18 protein-coding genes are annotated in these 15,237 nt (G+C 66.3%); 16 read left to right on the top strand and 2 right to left on the bottom strand.

The features are described from left to right. Positions 1–8 precede the first annotated feature (8 nt). The 11 genes from HX774_RS15625 to HX774_RS15575 all read left to right on the top strand — a co-directional run bounded on the left by HX774_RS15625 (position 9) and on the right by HX774_RS15575 (position 9,284). Positions 9–326 carry a TrbC/VirB2 family protein gene (locus HX774_RS15625; RefSeq protein ID WP_178828271.1) on the top strand — a complete coding sequence of 106 codons (318 nt, stop codon included), beginning with the start codon at positions 9–11 and terminating at the stop codon, positions 324–326. After that, positions 326–592 (top strand): VirB3 family type IV secretion system protein, encoded by a 267-nt coding sequence (locus tag HX774_RS15620; protein WP_178828269.1) that lies wholly within the window; start codon positions 326–328, stop codon positions 590–592. Before HX774_RS15625 ends, HX774_RS15620 begins: the two co-directional genes overlap by 1 nt. A gap of 2 nt (positions 593–594) precedes the next feature. After that, positions 595–3,036 carry a conjugal transfer protein TrbE gene (gene trbE / locus HX774_RS15615; protein WP_178828267.1) on the top strand — a complete coding sequence of 814 codons (2,442 nt, stop codon included), beginning with the start codon at positions 595–597 and terminating at the stop codon, positions 3,034–3,036. Further along, positions 3,033–3,755: a P-type conjugative transfer protein TrbJ gene (gene trbJ, locus HX774_RS15610; protein WP_178828265.1), complete on the top strand. Its 723-nt coding sequence runs from the start codon at positions 3,033–3,035 to the stop codon at positions 3,753–3,755. Before trbE ends, trbJ begins: the two co-directional genes overlap by 4 nt. After that, complete coding sequence (gene trbK-alt, locus HX774_RS15605; RefSeq protein ID WP_178828263.1) at positions 3,752–4,006, top strand: putative entry exclusion protein TrbK-alt; 255 nt, start codon at positions 3,752–3,754, stop codon at positions 4,004–4,006. The genes trbJ and trbK-alt overlap by 4 nt, the downstream gene beginning before the upstream one ends. Then, positions 4,003–5,391, top strand: coding sequence for a P-type conjugative transfer protein TrbL (gene trbL / locus HX774_RS15600; protein ID WP_178828262.1), 1,389 nt, complete (start codon positions 4,003–4,005; stop codon positions 5,389–5,391). The genes trbK-alt and trbL overlap by 4 nt, the downstream gene beginning before the upstream one ends. After that, positions 5,388–6,074, top strand: coding sequence for a conjugal transfer protein TrbF (trbF, locus tag HX774_RS15595; protein WP_178828259.1), 687 nt, complete (start codon positions 5,388–5,390; stop codon positions 6,072–6,074). Before trbL ends, trbF begins: the two co-directional genes overlap by 4 nt. Further along, positions 6,074–6,931 (top strand): P-type conjugative transfer protein TrbG, encoded by an 858-nt coding sequence (gene trbG, locus HX774_RS15590; protein WP_178828257.1) that lies wholly within the window; start codon positions 6,074–6,076, stop codon positions 6,929–6,931. Before trbF ends, trbG begins: the two co-directional genes overlap by 1 nt. Then, positions 6,928–8,028, top strand: a complete 1,101-nt coding sequence (locus tag HX774_RS15585; protein ID WP_178828254.1) for a TrbI/VirB10 family protein — start codon at positions 6,928–6,930, stop codon at positions 8,026–8,028. Before trbG ends, HX774_RS15585 begins: the two co-directional genes overlap by 4 nt. A gap of 3 nt (positions 8,029–8,031) precedes the next feature. Continuing rightward, entirely contained in the window at positions 8,032–8,256 is a 225-nt protein-coding gene (locus HX774_RS15580) for a DUF2274 domain-containing protein (protein WP_178828252.1), read from the top strand. A gap of 62 nt (positions 8,257–8,318) precedes the next feature. After that, positions 8,319–9,284 carry a hypothetical protein gene (locus HX774_RS15575; RefSeq protein ID WP_178828250.1) on the top strand — a complete coding sequence of 322 codons (966 nt, stop codon included), beginning with the start codon at positions 8,319–8,321 and terminating at the stop codon, positions 9,282–9,284. Between the two features lie 30 nt (positions 9,285–9,314). Here the strand turns inward: HX774_RS15575 and HX774_RS15570 are convergent, their stop codons facing one another. Then, the gene (locus tag HX774_RS15570) at positions 9,315–10,208 is read right to left on the bottom strand and encodes a LysR family transcriptional regulator (RefSeq protein WP_370523716.1); all 894 of its coding nucleotides are present in this window, start codon (positions 10,206–10,208) and stop codon (positions 9,315–9,317) included. Further along, positions 10,205–10,795, bottom strand: a complete 591-nt coding sequence (locus tag HX774_RS15565) for a GntR family transcriptional regulator (protein ID WP_178828246.1) — start codon at positions 10,793–10,795, stop codon at positions 10,205–10,207. Before HX774_RS15565 ends, HX774_RS15570 begins: the two co-directional genes overlap by 4 nt. 216 nt (positions 10,796–11,011) lie before the next feature. Here HX774_RS15565 and HX774_RS15560 point away from each other — a divergent pair, with 216 nt between their 5' ends. The 5 genes from HX774_RS15560 to HX774_RS15540 all read left to right on the top strand — a co-directional run bounded on the left by HX774_RS15560 (position 11,012) and on the right by HX774_RS15540 (position 15,151). After that, positions 11,012–11,497: a helix-turn-helix transcriptional regulator gene (locus tag HX774_RS15560; protein ID WP_178828244.1), complete on the top strand. Its 486-nt coding sequence runs from the start codon at positions 11,012–11,014 to the stop codon at positions 11,495–11,497. 486 nt (positions 11,498–11,983) lie between these two features. Then, entirely contained in the window at positions 11,984–12,655 is a 672-nt protein-coding gene (locus tag HX774_RS15555; protein WP_178828242.1) for a lasso peptide biosynthesis B2 protein, read from the top strand. Then, positions 12,652–14,358 (top strand): asparagine synthase C-terminal domain-containing protein, encoded by a 1,707-nt coding sequence (locus HX774_RS15550; protein WP_178828240.1) that lies wholly within the window; start codon positions 12,652–12,654, stop codon positions 14,356–14,358. The genes HX774_RS15555 and HX774_RS15550 overlap by 4 nt, the downstream gene beginning before the upstream one ends. 110 nt (positions 14,359–14,468) lie before the next feature. Then, positions 14,469–14,933: a MucR family transcriptional regulator gene (locus HX774_RS15545; protein WP_255500482.1), complete on the top strand. Its 465-nt coding sequence runs from the start codon at positions 14,469–14,471 to the stop codon at positions 14,931–14,933. Positions 14,934–14,935: 2 nt separating this feature from the next. Then, on the top strand, positions 14,936–15,151 hold the full coding sequence (locus HX774_RS15540; RefSeq protein WP_178828236.1) for a hypothetical protein: 216 nt from the start codon (positions 14,936–14,938) through the stop codon (positions 15,149–15,151). Positions 15,152–15,237: the final 86 nt, after the last annotated feature.

Genomic DNA, 15,237 nt, shown 5'->3' with positions numbered 1-15,237 from the left:
GCACCGTCATGATCGCCTATCAACGCCGCCTTCATCCGGCCGTCCTGCTCGCGCTGGCCGCCGTCTGCGCTTCGCCCGCCCTGGCCGGCGGCTCATCCATGCCCTGGGAGGCGCCGCTCCAGTCCATCCTGGAGTCGATCGAAGGGCCCGTCGCCAAGATCATTGCGGTGATGATCATCATCGTCACCGGCCTGACCCTGGCCTTCGGGGACACGTCAGGTGGCGCGCGTCGGCTGATCCAGATCGTCTTCGGTCTCTCCATCGCCTTTGCGGCCAGTTCCTTCTTCCTCAGCTTCTTTTCCTTCGGCGGCGGCGCGCTGGTCTGATGGCTGACCCGATCCCCGAGGACTTCGTCGCGCCCCTTCATAGGGCCCTGGTGGAGCCGATCCTCCTGGCCGGCGCCCCGCGCGCGCTCGCCATCGTCAACGGCACCATGGCCGCCGCCCTGGGGCTGGGCCTGCGGTTGTGGCTCGCGGGCGTGGCGGTCTGGATCGTCGGGCACGCCCTGGGCGTACTCGCCGCGCGTCACGACCCGGACTTCGTCGAGGTCGCGCGTCGTCACCTGCGCCTTCCGACGCTTTTGGACGTCTGATCATGTTCTCGCTTCAGGAATATCGCGCTCGGCCGCGACAACTCGCCGACTTCCTGCCCTGGGCGGCCCTGATCGCTCCGGGCGTGGTGCTGAACAAGGACGGCAGTCTCCAACGCACCGCCCGTTTCCGTGGCCCCGATCTGGATTCGGCGACCAATGCTGAACTGTCAGGCGTTGCCGGGCGACTGAACAACGCCCTGCGCCGGCTCGGGTCCGGCTGGGCGATCTTCGTCGAGGCCCAGCGCCACGCCTCGGCCGCCTATCCCGAAAGCATCTTCCCCGACCCGGTCTCAGGCCTGGTGGAAGAGGAGCGGCGCGCCGACTTCCAGGCCGACCGGACCCATTTCGAGAGCGCCTATTATCTGACCCTGGTCTGGCTGCCGCCGGCCGAGGATCGCGGCCGCGCCGCGCGCTGGCTCTATGAGGGGGAGGCGGAGAAGGGTGTGGACTGGCCGTCCCAGGTCCGCGGCTTCATCGACCGGACCGATCGGCTCCTCGCTCTCATCGAGGGGCTGATGCCGCAGGCGGCCTGGCTCGACGACGAAGCCACCCTGACCTTCCTTCACGCCACGGTCTCGACCGCGCGCCAATGCGTCCGCCTCCCGGAAACGCCGATGCACCTCGATGTGTTGCTGGCCGACAGGGCTCTGGTCGGCGGCCTGGCTCCGCGCCTCGGGGGCACGCATCTGCGGGTCCTGAGCGTCATCGGCTTTCCGACGTCGACCTGGCCGGGGCTCCTCGACGAACTCAATCGCCTGGCCTTCGACTATCGCTGGACCACGCGGGCGCTCTGCCTGGACAAGACTGACGCCGGGCGGCTGCTCGGCCGCATTCGTCGCCAGTGGTTCGCCAAGCGGAAATCCATCGGCGCCCTCCTCAAGGAGGTGATGACCAATGAGGCCGCCGTCCTGATGGACTCCGACGCCGACAACAAGGCGGCGGACGCTGATCAGGCCCTGCAGGATCTCGGCGCCGACGGCGTGGGCTACGCCCTTGTCACCGCCACCCTGACCGTGTGGGACGAGGATCCGGCGATCGCCGACGCCAAGCTCCGGCAGGCGGAAAAGGTCATTCAGGGACGCGACTTCACCTGTATCGCCGAGAGCCTGAACGCCGTCGAGGCCTGGCTGGGCGGCCTGCCGGGCCACGTCTACGCCAATGCGCGGACGCCGCCGATCTCCACCCTCAACCTCGCCCACATCATGCCGATGTCCGCCGTCTGGGCCGGGCCGGACTGGAACGCCCATCTCGACGGGCCGCCGCTGTTCCATGCGCGCACCGACGGCGCCACGCCCTTCCGCTTCTCTCATCACGTCGGCGATGTCGGTCACACCCTGATGGTCGGGCCAACCGGGGCTGGGAAGAGCGTGCTGCTGGCGCTGATGGCCCTCCAGTTCCGGCGCTATCCGGCATCCCAGGTGTTCGCCTTCGATTTCGGCGGCTCGATCCGCGCGGCGGCCTTGGCCATGGGCGGCGACTTCCACGACCTCGGCGAGGCGATGCTGGGCGGCGAGCGCGGGCTGACCCTGCAGCCTCTCGAAGGGATCGACGATCCGGGCGAACGCGCCTGGGCCCAGGCCTGGCTGATCGACCTCCTCGCCCGGGAAGGCGTGCCGATCGAACCGGAGATCAAGGACCAGGTCTGGTCCGCCCTCACCAGTCTTGCGGGAACCCCCGCCAGCGAGCGTACGCTTTCAGGCTTCGCCGCCCTTGTCCAAAGCACCGCAGTGAAGCGGGCGATGGCGCCTTTCACTCTGGCGGGCCCATGGGGCGGCCTGCTTGATGGGGATCACGAACATCTCGGCGTCGGCGCGGTTCAGGCCTTCGAGACAGAAGGCCTGATCGGATCGGGTGCAGCGCCCGCGGTGCTCGCCCATCTGTTTCACCGGATCGAGGCGCGGCTGGACGGACGACCGACCCTGATCATCGTCGATGAGGGCTGGATCGCCCTCGACGATACCGGCTTCGGTGCCCAGTTGCGCGAGTGGCTGAAGACCCTGCGCAAGAAGAACGCCTCGGTGGTCTTCGCCACCCAGTCGCTTGCGGACATCGACAACAGCGCGATCGCCGCAGCGATCATCGAGAGCTGCCATACCCGTCTCTTCCTGCCGAACGCCCGCGCCCGCGAGCCGCAGATCGCCGCCGTCTACCGCCGCTTCGGATTGAACGATCGCCAGATCGACATCCTCGCCCAGGCGACGCCGAAGCGTGACTACTACTGCCAGTCGCGTGCCGGCGACCGCCTGTTCGAACTCGGTCTCGGTCCGGTCGCCCTGGCCTTCTGCGCCGCCTCCTCGGCGACGGATCAGGCGTCCATCCGGGCGGTTCTCGACGAGGCCGGCCCTGCGGGTTTCGGCGCGGCCTGGCTGCGCCATCGCGGCCTGCCCTGGGCCGCAGACCTCCTTGCGACCGCCCCAAGCCAACCTTCCGGAGACCCGTCATGAAACGCCTGCGTTCGCCGATGGCCTTGTCGGCCGTCCTGCCTGCCGCTGTGGCCGCCGCCGTCCTCCTCTGCGGGGACCTCTCGGTCCAGGCCCAGGTGGTCGTTCATGATCCGACCAACCACATCCAGAACGTCATCCAGGCCGCCCGCGCCCTGGAGCAGATCAACAACCAGATCCAGTCGCTCCAGAATGAAGCCGCCGCTCTGATGAACCAGGCGCGGAACCTGACGAGCCTCCCGTACTCGTCGCTCCAGACCCTGCAGGCGCAAGTCGATAGGACCCGCGGCCTTCTCGCGGAGGCCCAGGCGCTCGCCTATGACGTGCGGGAGATCGAGGCGGCTTTCGACAGCCGCTACGGCGCCGTCCCAATGTCGGCGTCAGAAGGGGATCTGGTCGCGCGCGCTCGCGAGCGCTGGCGGTCGTCGGTCGCAGGCTTCGAGGACGCGATGCGGGTCCAGGCGGGCGTGGTCCAGGGCCTGGGCGCGACGCGGCAGGAAATGGACCGCCTGGTCGGCGCCAGCCAGAGCGCCGCCGGCGCCCTGCAGGCGACGCAGGCCGGCAACCAGTTGCTGGCCCTGCAAACGAGCCAGTTGGTCGAGCTCACGGCGCTGCTCGCCGCCCAGGGGAGAGCGGACGCCCTAGACGCCGCGGATCGGACCGCCGCTCGCGCGGATGCTCAAGCCCGCTTCCGCCGCTTTATGGGCGAACCGGATCAATGAGGGCCCTGTTTCGCCGCGACCCTCTGGGCGTCGCCGCCGTCATCATCGCGATCTGCGCCAGTGGCGCCGCTGTCCTGGCGAGCCCCGGTGCGCCGGCGCCGATCCCGGCGGCGAAACCCGTGACGAACGCGGCCTCGGCGGAACTCGCCCGATGCCGCAGTCTTGGCGAGGCGGGCGGCGCCGATGCGGGTTGCCATGCCGCCTGGGCGGAAAGCCGTCGACGCTTCTTCGGCGGGGGTGACCCGTCATGAACGACACCGGCGTCATCGACCGCTTCTTCGAGGTCTTCAGCCGCTACATCGACAGCGGCTTCGGCCTGCTGGGCGGGGAGGTCGCCTTCGTCGCGACGACCCTGATCGTCATCGACGTCACCCTGGCGGCGCTGTTCTGGGCCTGGGGACCGTCGGACGACATCCTCGCCCGACTGGTCAAGAAGACCCTGTTTGTGGGCTTCTTCGCCTTCCTGATCGGAAACTTTCAGCGGCTCTCGGAGATCGTTTTCGCCAGCTTCGCCGGCCTGGGCCTGAAGGCGTCCGGTTCCAATCTGTCGAGCGAGGACTTCCTGCGGCCGGGCAAGCTGGCCCAGGCCGGCATCGACGCCGGACGGCCGATGCTCAAGGCCGCAGCTGAGATGTCAGGCTTCCCGGGCTTCTTCGAAAACTTCGTCCAGATCGCCATCCTGATGGTCGCCTTCCTGATCGTTCTGATCGCCTTCTTCATCATGGCGGTCCAGCTCTTCGTGACCCTGATCGAGTTCAAGCTGACCAGCCTCGCGGGCTTCGTCCTCATTCCCTTCGGCCTGTTCGGCAAGACCGCCTTCCTGGCCGAACGGGTCCTCGGCAATGTCGTGGCCTCGGGCGTAAAGGTCCTCGTCCTGGCGGTGATCGTCGGCATCGGCTCGACCATGTTCGATACCTTCGTCAGCGACTTCGCCGGCCGGCCTCCCGCCCTGGAAGATGCTCTGGCGACCACCCTGGCCGCGCTCAGTCTGGCCGGACTGGCCATCTTCGGTCCTGGCATCGCATCGGGGTTGATCTCAGGCGCGCCCCAGCTCAGCGCAGGCGCAGCGATCGGAACAGGTCTCGCCGTGGGCGGGGTCGCCATGGCCGGCGCGGCAGGCGCTCGAATGGCCGCCAGCGCGGGCGCTGGGCTCGCGGGACGAGCGGGCACAGCCGTGGCGGCTGCCCGCTCGGGCTCCGCAGCCTCCGGCGCCGCAGGTGCAGCAAGCGGATCACCCGGCGGACGCGGCCCGGGGGGAGGCTCCGGCAACGGCAACGGTAGTGGCGGCAGCGGCGGCAGCGGCAGCGGTGGCGGTGGAGCATCCCCGCCGTCGGGGGGATCCTCGCCCCCGGATCGGTCGTCTGCCTCCCCCGGGACGGAAGCTGCGCCAGGAGCGGAAAGCGCCTCTGCTCCGGCAGGTTCAGAGTCTCAACCCGCGCCGGCTTCATCGTCTCGCGGAGGGCCCGAAAAGCCTGAAGGGGCTGGCGGGTCCAGGGAGGGCAAGCCCCGATGGGCCAGGGAGATGGAGCGCCGACAGGCCGTCGCCCACGGCGTCGCCACTGCCGTTCATGCGGTCCGGTCGGGCGACCACCACGGGGGCTCCGCATCCGTTTCTGTCAGCGAGGACCGTTCATGAACCCCTTCAAACGTCCCGGCGGTCACTATGGGCGTTCGCCGACGCCGGAAACGCCCTATCAGCGGGCCGCCCAGGTCTGGGACGACCGGATCGGGTCCGCCCGCGTCCAGGCGCGCAACTGGCGGCTCGCCGCCCTGATGGCGCTGGGTCTTTCCGGCGGCTTGGCCGCCGGACTCGTCGTTCAGTCCGCGCGAGGCGTGGTCACGCCCTGGATCGTCGAGGTGGACCAACATGGCGAGCCGCTCGCGGTCGCGCCAGCCCAGGCGAACTATACGCCAAGCGACGCGCAGATCGCCTGGCATCTCGGCCGGTTCGTCGAACAGGTGCGGGGCATCTCCGCCGACCCGGTCGTGGTGCGGAACAATTGGCTACGCGCCTACGACTACACGACCGATCAGGGCGCCGCCGCCCTGTCGGACTTCGCCCGCACGAATGATCCGTTCGCCGACGTCGGGCGCATCCAGGTGGGGATCGAGGTCTCCAGCATTATCCGCGCCTCGCCATCCTCCTTCCGTGTCGCCTGGACTGAGCGGCGCTTTGTCGATGGCCGCCTCGCGACGACCGAGCGGTGGACCGCGATCCTGACGGTGACGATTCAGCCGCCGAGGACGGCCGATGATCTGAGGAAGAATCCTCTCGGCGTCCTGGTTCACGCCTTCAACTGGTCAAAGGAGATCGACTGATGCGCCTCATGCCCTCGGGCGCCGTCCTGGCGCTCTGCCTTGCCGCAGCCCCCGGCGTCGGCCTGGCCTCAAACCCTCAGCGCGCGATGCGGGACGGGCCGCCTCCGGCTTCGCGCATCGCGGCCGCCAACGCCGCCGCGCGCGTGCAGCCCTCAGGCGAAAACTATCTCAATGCGACCCAGGTCTATGCCTATGAAGCCGGCGCCCTTTTCCAGGTCTATGGCGCGCCGGGACATGTCACCGACATCGCCCTCCAGCCTGGCGAAGCCCTCTCCGGTCAAGGGCCTGTAGCGGCTGGCGACACGGTGCGCTGGATCATCGGCCAGACAGAGAGCGGTGCGGGGGAAACGCGACGGGTCCACATTCTCGTAAAGCCCACCCGGAGCGACCTGAAGACCAATCTCATAATCAACACCGATCGCCGGACCTACCATCTGGAGCTCAACGCCCAAGCCTCCGCCTATATGGCGGGGGTGTCCTGGCGCTATCCTCAGGACGAGCTGATGGCGCTCGAAGCCCAGGCGGCGCGGCAGGCGGAGCGTGACGCCGAGCCAAGGATGAGGCTGGAAGATCTCAACTTCAGCTATCGGATCTCCGGTGCGCGGACGGCCTGGCGGCCGGTCCGGGTGTTCGACGACGGCCGCCAGGTCATCCTTGAGTTCGACGCCGCGATCGATCAGGCGACGCTGCCGCCCCTGTTCCTGCTCGATCCCGACGGCGGCGCGGCTCTGGTGAACTACCGCGTCCTCGGCCGCCGGCTGATCGTCGATCGCCTGTTCGATGTCGCCGAGCTTCGCCTCGTGTCGGGGCGGCGCACCCAGACCGTGCGGATCGAAAAGAGGAGCGCTGGTCGATGAGCGATACGACTGGCGGCGAGGATCCTGCGATCAAGGCGATGCGCCTCCGGGCCGACCCGCCCAGACCCCTTCGCCTGTCGCGCAAGGTGGCGATGGCCGGCGTCGCCGGACTGGCCCTCGTGGTCGCAGCTGCTGTCGGCGTCGGCCTGCTGAAGCCGGAGCCGGACGCGCCGACCGTTGAATTGACGCGGTCGTCCGCGCCGCCGCCCGACGCTGTGCGCGCGCTTCCCGGAGATTACACAGCGCCCCGGCTGGGGCCGCCGCTTCCGGGCGATCTCGGCAGGCCCATTCTCAATGCGCGCAACGCCGCAGAGGCCGAGGCGGCCCCTGTCGGTTCGCCTGCTGGACCGGGCTCGCAATCGCGCGAGGCAGACGCCCGCCAGGCTGAACGTGAGCGTCGTCGCGCCGAAGCGGATGCGGCACGGACCTCCAAGCTGCTGTTGATCCAGAGCGGCGCGCCTCTCTCTGAAGGCGTTCCGGTTCCGACCGGGCCGCTTGCGGGAGGCCATGCCGCTGCCGCATCCTTCGCAACCTCGGGCGGGACGCTGCTGGCCGGCGCCGTTATCGAAGCCAGTCTGGTGACGGGCATCCGGTCCGACCTCCCCGGCCCGGTGCTGGGTCAGATCACGGCAGACGTCCATGATACGCGGACCGGTCGCACGCTGCTCGTGCCCAAGGGCGCGCGGCTGATCGGAACCCACGCGGCTCAGGTCGCCCAGGGCCAGTCCCGCCTGCAGGTGATTTGGACCCGCATCATCCTTCCAAACGGTCGATCCATCCTTTTGGAGAACCAGGCGGCGTCCGATCCCCAGGGCTATGCGGGACTGGAGGACCGGACGGACCAACGTTGGGGAGAGCGGTTGAGATCGGCCGCGCTGACGACGCTGCTGGCTGTCAGCAGCGCGGCGGTGGAGGTGGATGAGGCCGATCGATTGGCGCGCGCGATCCGCGATGGAACGAGCGACGGCGTCGATGCTCTGGGGCGAGGCCTGGTCGAGCGCGGGCTCTCCATTCCGCCAAGGCTGACCATCCGGCCGGGTTTCGCCTTTCGGATCATCCTTACTCACGATCTCGATCTTCAACCCTATGGAGACTGAACCATGTCCGCGCTCAAGCTCGCCGGCCTGCAGGACGACACGCCGGTCAAGATGACGATCGAACTGCCCGCTGATGTTCACCGCGATCTGGTTCTCTATGCGGAGATCCTGTCTGGTGCCGGAGACAGGATCTATGGGCCAGCGCAACTGGTAGCCCCCATGCTGACCCGCTTCATGGCGACTGACCGGTCGTTCATCTCGGCTAGGCAACGCTCGGGCTCGGCGTGAGCGCGCGATAGATACGGCAAGCTTGGCCGTGCAACCTTCAAGTTTCGTTGGTATGACGAGGCATGCCTGAGGTTGAAGAAGAGACTGAAATGGATCCCGTCACCGCCGCAGGCGCTGCCAAAGGTCTGATGACGACAGCCAACTCAGTGACCAAGAACTCACTTTTTCAGGCGCTGTTCCTCCCTACAGCCAAGGCCTACGGAGACCATTGGGGAGCGGAAACGCGGGAGAAGCTGCAACAGGCCAAGGCCGCCAAAAAGCGGTCCAATATCGCCTCTCACCTTCAGGCGGTGCAGCCGCAGATTTCGGTAGAGTTCAAGCCTGATCCGGAACTGACAGAGGCCTGGATGTCGGGCGCCGAGGACATCGACCCGGTTGACGAGGAATTGTCGCGCGCATGGCGAGCCACCCTTCTGGCGATCGGGGAGGCCAACCCCCATCGCAAGCGCATGCTGGAAACCGTCAGAGGGATGTCTGCTGAAGAGGCGCGGGCTTTTGAAGCAATTTTCAGAGGCGTCCGTCGTACGCCGCTGGCGACTTCGTTCTACGGTATCGGCCGTCAACATCCGGCTTCGATATCGGAACATCGAGGTCGTCTGGAGAGCCTGGGTCTCGTGCATGGCCGCTGGCACATGCTCTTCAGTCCATACGGTAGGCAGGCGATCGCAATGGTCGGCTTCCTGGTGGCGACTGGCCTGCTGGTTGGACCAATGTTCTCGGTGATCAGAGGGCAGGGCGAACTGGTTCGCATATGGAGCGAAGCCGTCACGCCGTTGATGCTCAGCCTAGCCTTTCTCCTCGGGTTTATGATGCTCATGCGAATGATGATGGACCTGTCTCTCACAAGTTTCGGTCATGCGCTTGCCGCAGCGATAGCTCGGCTAGGCGACATGCCATCAGGCGAAGCTCATGTGACGGAACCGGCTATCGTCGAACCTGTTGTCCCGGATCCGACGAAACCAAAGAGGCCCGTCCGGAAGGCCGGCGCTCGCGGGAAGCCCGAAGAGGCACCCGCTTCGGCAGCATGACGATGCCTTACCAATTGAGACCTTCAACAGTCAGTGGTGGCGCGCGGAGCTGACAAAGCGCCTGAGCGCTGGATTGTCGTTGCGGTGGTACCAGGCCGCTGCGAAGCCGACTGTCAGATCATCACCCAGGTGCAGGGGGCGGTGCACCAGGGCACCGGGAAGCGCAGCTTGCTCAAGCGCGCCTGAAGCGACGATCGCGAGCCCGGATCCCAACTGGGCCTGCGCCAGTAGTATCGACAAACCGGCCTGAACCACTTTGAAAGTTATCGAGGGAGAGGCACCAAGCCTGGTGAGAACATCGAGGCCGAGGTCACCTTCGCTGACCAGAAGCGGTGTGTCGGAAAGGCTCGCCAGATCGATTCTCTGCTCTGAAGCAAGAGGGTGATCTTCTGGTAGAACCACGTGCAGCGCCTCTCGCCAAAGCTCGGAAACGTCGAGCCCCGTTACCCTCACTCCTTCCGGCAGGACAGCGATGTCTATCCTGCGATCTGCGACGGCCGAAAGGTGATCAGCGGCGTGGCCCGAGACCATCTCAATCTGGACGTTTGGATGGGCGCCATGAAACCGGTGCAGAAGGCCGAACAGGGCCTCGGAAATGAAAGACGGCGTCAGTCCGATTTTCAGCCGACCCAGGTGGCCCTGGCCTGCCTCGCGGGCTTCTGCGACCGTGTCGCCAAGAAGATCGAGCGCGTGCTCAACGCCCTTGACGAAGGAGACCCCCGCGAAGGTGAGCGTTGCGCCGCCGGGGTTGCGATGAAACAGGGAGACGCCGATTTCGTCCTCCAGCCCCCTGACACGCCGGCTGAGGGCGGACTGTTCGACGCCGAGGGCGTCGGCCGCCTTGCGAAAACCGCCTGCGCTGGCCACGGCGAGGGACCACCGCAGGGAGGTGAGATCAAGCCTCGGGGCCGATCCCGGTTTCACCCGGCGCCCGCCTGAACCTGTTCCGCCTCGGTCAACAGGGGGGCGGCGCTGATGCGCCGCTCGTGAAAGTCGCGAAGCCGCTCCGCCGCCTGCGGCTCCTGTCCGTTGGCCAGCAGGTCGGCGACGGTTTCCAGGGCTGTCGGCATGTCGCCGAGCAAGCGCGCCTCCGCCCGTGCGAACCGTTCGATCGTCGCCTGGACGCGATCATAGACGGCTACCAGGGCGGGGTCTGCCGCGGCGGCGACGATATGGCGAAACAGCTGCGTCGGGTCCTCATGGGGCGTGGCGTTGATGCCCGGCACGGCGCCCTCCAGCCCCTTTTCCAGACAGTGCAGCCGCAGTCTGTATCGGCCCGCCAGGCCGGCAGGGTCGAGCCTTAGTCCCGCATAGCCGCCGGCCGGCGCGCGCTCGATCAGACCCTCTCCGCCGAGCCAGGCCAGAGCTTCGCGAATGGGCGTCGTGGACAGTCCGAGGGATTGGGCTTCATCGAGAATGATGATGGGCTTGCCCGGCGAGAAGGCGCCGGCGATCGCGCGCTCCCTGAGCGTGCGCAAGGCGCTGGCGAAGGGATCGCGATTGCGCGCCATCCGATGACTCCGTTGCTCCGAATCATCAGACTCAAGACTTCTTGCCTCCGTTGAAAGCGACGGGGTGCTGAATGCGACATATGTTCGCGCCCGGATGAAAAGCCCGCGCGGCCGCGCGATTTTTTCGCGCGTGGCTCTCTTTGCACATCCAGAAACGCTGACTTCTGTTGATTGAACGACGTTAGCCGCTCACACCTGTCGCGGGGAGGTTGTGAAATGACGCCACCGGACCAATCGGAGCTTGAAAGCGATAGCGCGGTGCTCTCGGCGACGATCCGCGGTATTCGACGCCTGCGCGGCTTCTCTTCATCGGAGACGGCTGCCGGAATGAACCTCGTCCTGCGCACCTATCAAGACTTCGAGGCGGGGCGAGGCCGCTTGAACGTCGACTACATCTACCGCTTCTGCCATTTCGTGAATGCTGATCCCGACGCCATCTTTGCGTCCCTGTCGATCGGGTCTCCAGATTTTGCACTTCGCTGCAGTTCCAACAAACTCATGAGCATCGTCATGATGGGCATGCAGCAATTGAATCAGCAGTCGGGTGACAAACTCGCTACTCTGGATGTCCGCACGATCGTCAACGCGGTGAACGCCCTGGTGCGCGAACTGATCGACAAGAGCGCTGGCGGCGAGGAGGTCGACTGGCTCAAGGCCGCAGAGGAACAACTTCGTCGTGCGCGCCCCAAGCCGGGCCGCTGAATATACCGAGATATAGTTTGCCACGGCGTCGCGAGCGGCCGTCCATGGAGACGCCGCAATCCTGCGGCCGACCAAGGAGACTGTGATGCAAACCTCAATCTGCGTTCGCCTGGTTCGTCTGGGCGAGGCCCGTACTTTGACACGTGGCCAATGGCATGTCGGCGTCCTGGAACTGGACGGCACCTATATCCGGATGGCCTGAACGAGACCCGGCAGGCGTCGGCGTCAGGCCGGCGCCTGCTTCCTTTGGGCAAGGGAAATATACGGCAATATAGCTTGCTGCTATCCGCCCGGAGTCGCCTCCTGATGAAGCCGCGTTTTGCGGCGATCCAGAGAGGAGAGACTGAGATGACCCCCACCAAAACGATCCGCCTCATCCGCCTCGGCGAAGCTCGCGAACTGACCCGCGGCGGCGCCGATGACGGAGAGCTGGAAATCGACTTCACCCGCGTCAAGCCGCAGGGTTGAGGCCGGGGGCCGTCGGCTTTGGCCGACGGCCTTCGCCTTCGCGCGACCGTGATTTCGCCCGCCCCCTCCATCCATGTGGCCTCGATAGAAGACGACCTGGTCGCCCTCGATCTCGAGAACGACGCCTACTTCTGCCTCCCGGGACTTGGGCGGCATCTGGTTGACGCCGGCGACGGCCAATGGACGGCCTCGAACGCGGTGATCGCGGACGGCCTTCTCGAGACGGGGCTTTTTCAAACGGCCGTGTCGCACCGGTCGGCGCCCGCTCCCTCGTCGGCGGTCCAAACTTCCAGACGCTACGAGGGACCTAGTCCCGGCCGCATGGCGGTGGTGACCTTGGCGACGATCACGGCGAGGAAGGCCTGGCGTATCCACGGACGCCCCTTGAAGGCGCTCATCGCGCGATCCCCGAACCTGCCTCTGCGTCATGAGCAGACCGCCGAAGCGATGGCGGACGCCCGTCTGTTCGATCACTGGATGCCCTGGGTCCCGGGGCAGGGGCAGTGCCTCTATCGGGCCTATCTGTTGCGTGCGTTTCTTGCGTCACGCGGGCGCGGAGCCACCTGGGTTTTCGGTGTCAGGACCTGGCCCTTCTCCGCCCATTGCTGGCTGCAGATCGGCGACGTGCTCCTTGATGATGACCTGGATCGGGTCGCGCTCTATACACCCATCATGGCGGTCGGCGCATGAGCCGCTTTGTCGCCGTGCTCGGGGCGGAGGCCGATGCCGGGGCCTGCCGGTCGTTGAAGGAAGCCGCTCGCCAGCGGGGCTGGACCATCACCGAGGTAGGACCATCCTTCTGGATCGCCGCGGAAAGGGCTTCGGTCACAAGCCGGACTCTGGACATCGGCGAAGTCGTCCTGATCGGTGAAACCGTTGCTGGATCGGCGACGTTGGACGGCCGCATAGACAATATCGACGACGCCTGTCTGGATCTGACGCGGAAGGTCTGGGGCCGATACGTAGCAGTGTTCCTGACCCGCGAAGGTCGTCTGTCCGGCGTTTTCCGCGACCCGTCCGGGGCGATAGACTGCGCCGTCTCGCGAAGCCGATCAGCTTGGTTGATCGCGAGCGATACACCGGACTGGCTGGTCGACGACCATGAGCACGCCGGCCTTTCATGGGGTGCGGTCGCGACTGTCCTGCAGGACCCTATCACCCTGTCGACCGCCGATCTTCTCCAGGGCTGGAGGACGGTCTATCCCGGCGCACTACATCTGCCGGACGGTCGAAGCCGGACGGTATGGTCGCCAGCACGGACGGCTCGTCAATCGATAACGATGACGCCAGACGACCTTCGCGACACGGTCGACGGGGCGGTCGCGGGCCTCACCCGTCGACGATCTTCGCTGTTGGTCGAAGTCTCCGGAGGGCTGGATTCTGCCATCATGGCCGCCAGCCTTCGAGCCAGTGGGTTCGACGAAAAGGTCCTCTGGCTCAACACTCATGGCCCCTATCCGGAATCTGATGAGCGCGCCTACGCCACAGCGGTTGCCGACGCCCTGGGCGTGCCACTGACAATCCTATCCCGATCCGCCCATGATCTGGCCAAAGGGCTGGCGCTTGAACACCCCCGGTCGTTCCGGCCAAGTCTCAATCGCCTGGACGCGGCCTATGACGCCCTGCAGGCGGACCTATGCGAGGCGCATGGCGTGGAGGGCGTGCTCACCGGCAAGGGCGGGGATGTCGCCTTTTTGCAGACCGCCAGCTCCAGCATTCTCGCCGACGAGTTGCGCGATCGAGGTTGGGCCGCACTGCTCGGCCGGACCGCGCCTGTGCTGGCTCGGCGGATGAGACGGTCAGCATGGCGGAATATGCGAGCGGCGATCGTCTCTGCGCGACGGCCACGTGAGTATTCGCCATCCGCAAACGCCCTCCTCCACCCTGACATCCGCGGCGCCGAAAGCCCGCCTCATCCCTGGCTTGTCGACATGGACGGCGTCGGTCCGGGCAAACGACAGCAGATTGTCGGCTTCGCGAGCAACCTCGGCCTGCACAGCCTGTCTCGGCGAAGTGAGAGAGCGGATCTGCTGCATCCAGCGCTCAGCCAGCCGGTCATGGAAGCGGTTCTGGCTACGCCGTCATATGCGCTGACGAGGGGAGGGCATGATCGCCTTCTGGCCCGTGAAGCCTTTTCGGACCGACTGCCGCAGGCCCTGGTCCATCGCCGGTCCAAGGCCGAACTCGGCGGCTACTACGGCCGTGTCGTCGCCGCGAACATCGACCGCCTGCGTCCGCATCTCCTCGAGGGACATCTCGCCCGTCAGGGTCTGGTCGACCGCGAACAGATCGAGGCCGCACTCCAGGTTGAGCACCTGATCTGGCAGGGCGGCTATCTGGAACTGATGATGCTGGCTCTGGTCGAGAGCTGGGCCAAGGCCTGGCTGCGCTGAGACCAGATTTGAGCGCCCCGGTTTCAGGGCCTCATGTATTGGCCCATGGGCCTGTCAGACGGCGGCGTTACAGGATATCCAAAGCGTGACCTTTTATGTGGAGCGCTAACTTGGACGACGCCATGACGCCCGACCGGGATCTTCTCGACATGACCGCTGACATCGTCGCGGCCTATGTGACCAACAATAAGATCGACGCCGCCGCGCTTCCCGGCCTGATCACCTCGATCCACACCGCCCTGGGTTCGACGGGTTCGGAACCCGTGGAAGAGGTCGAGCCGGTTCAACGGCTGACGGCTGCGCAGGCCCGCAAGCTGATCACGCCCAACGGCATTATCAGCCTGATCACCCAGAAGCCGTTCAAGTCGATGAAGCGCCACCTCACGATTCACGGTTACACGCCGCAATCCTATCGTGAGGCGTTCGGCCTCCCTGCCGATTTCCCGATGGTTCATCCTGACTACGCCAAGGCGCGTTCCGACCTCGCCAAGGCGATGGGGCTCGGCGCCGGCGGACGTCAGGCGGCCAAGCCGGCGCCCAAGGGCAAGCCAGGCCGTAAGCCGAAGGCCGGCTGACAATGGCGACGTGGCAGATCGCGGCATTGCTGTTCCTCGGGTTCGGCAGCCTCGGTCTACTGCTGACGATCAGCAAGCAACTCGACCGGCTGATCAAGGAGGTCAGCCATCTTCGGATTGAGCATCGCAAGGCGACCGGCGTGGAACCCGCAGGAATGACCTTGGCGCGCGAGCGGGGTGAAGAGAGCCGCTGGTCGGAAGACGAGGGCGATCGCTGACTGTCGCTCAGGCTCTGATGATCGGCTCGCTAGAGCCTGAGCGTGTTCAGTCCATTGCTCCGCTCAGGGCGGTCAGCGCTATGGAG

The sequence above is a fragment of the Brevundimonas sp. P7753 genome (assembly GCF_013386595.1).
GTDB lineage: Bacteria > Pseudomonadota > Alphaproteobacteria > Caulobacterales > Caulobacteraceae > Brevundimonas > Brevundimonas bullata.
This window is presented reverse-complemented; position numbering and strand designations above follow the sequence as displayed.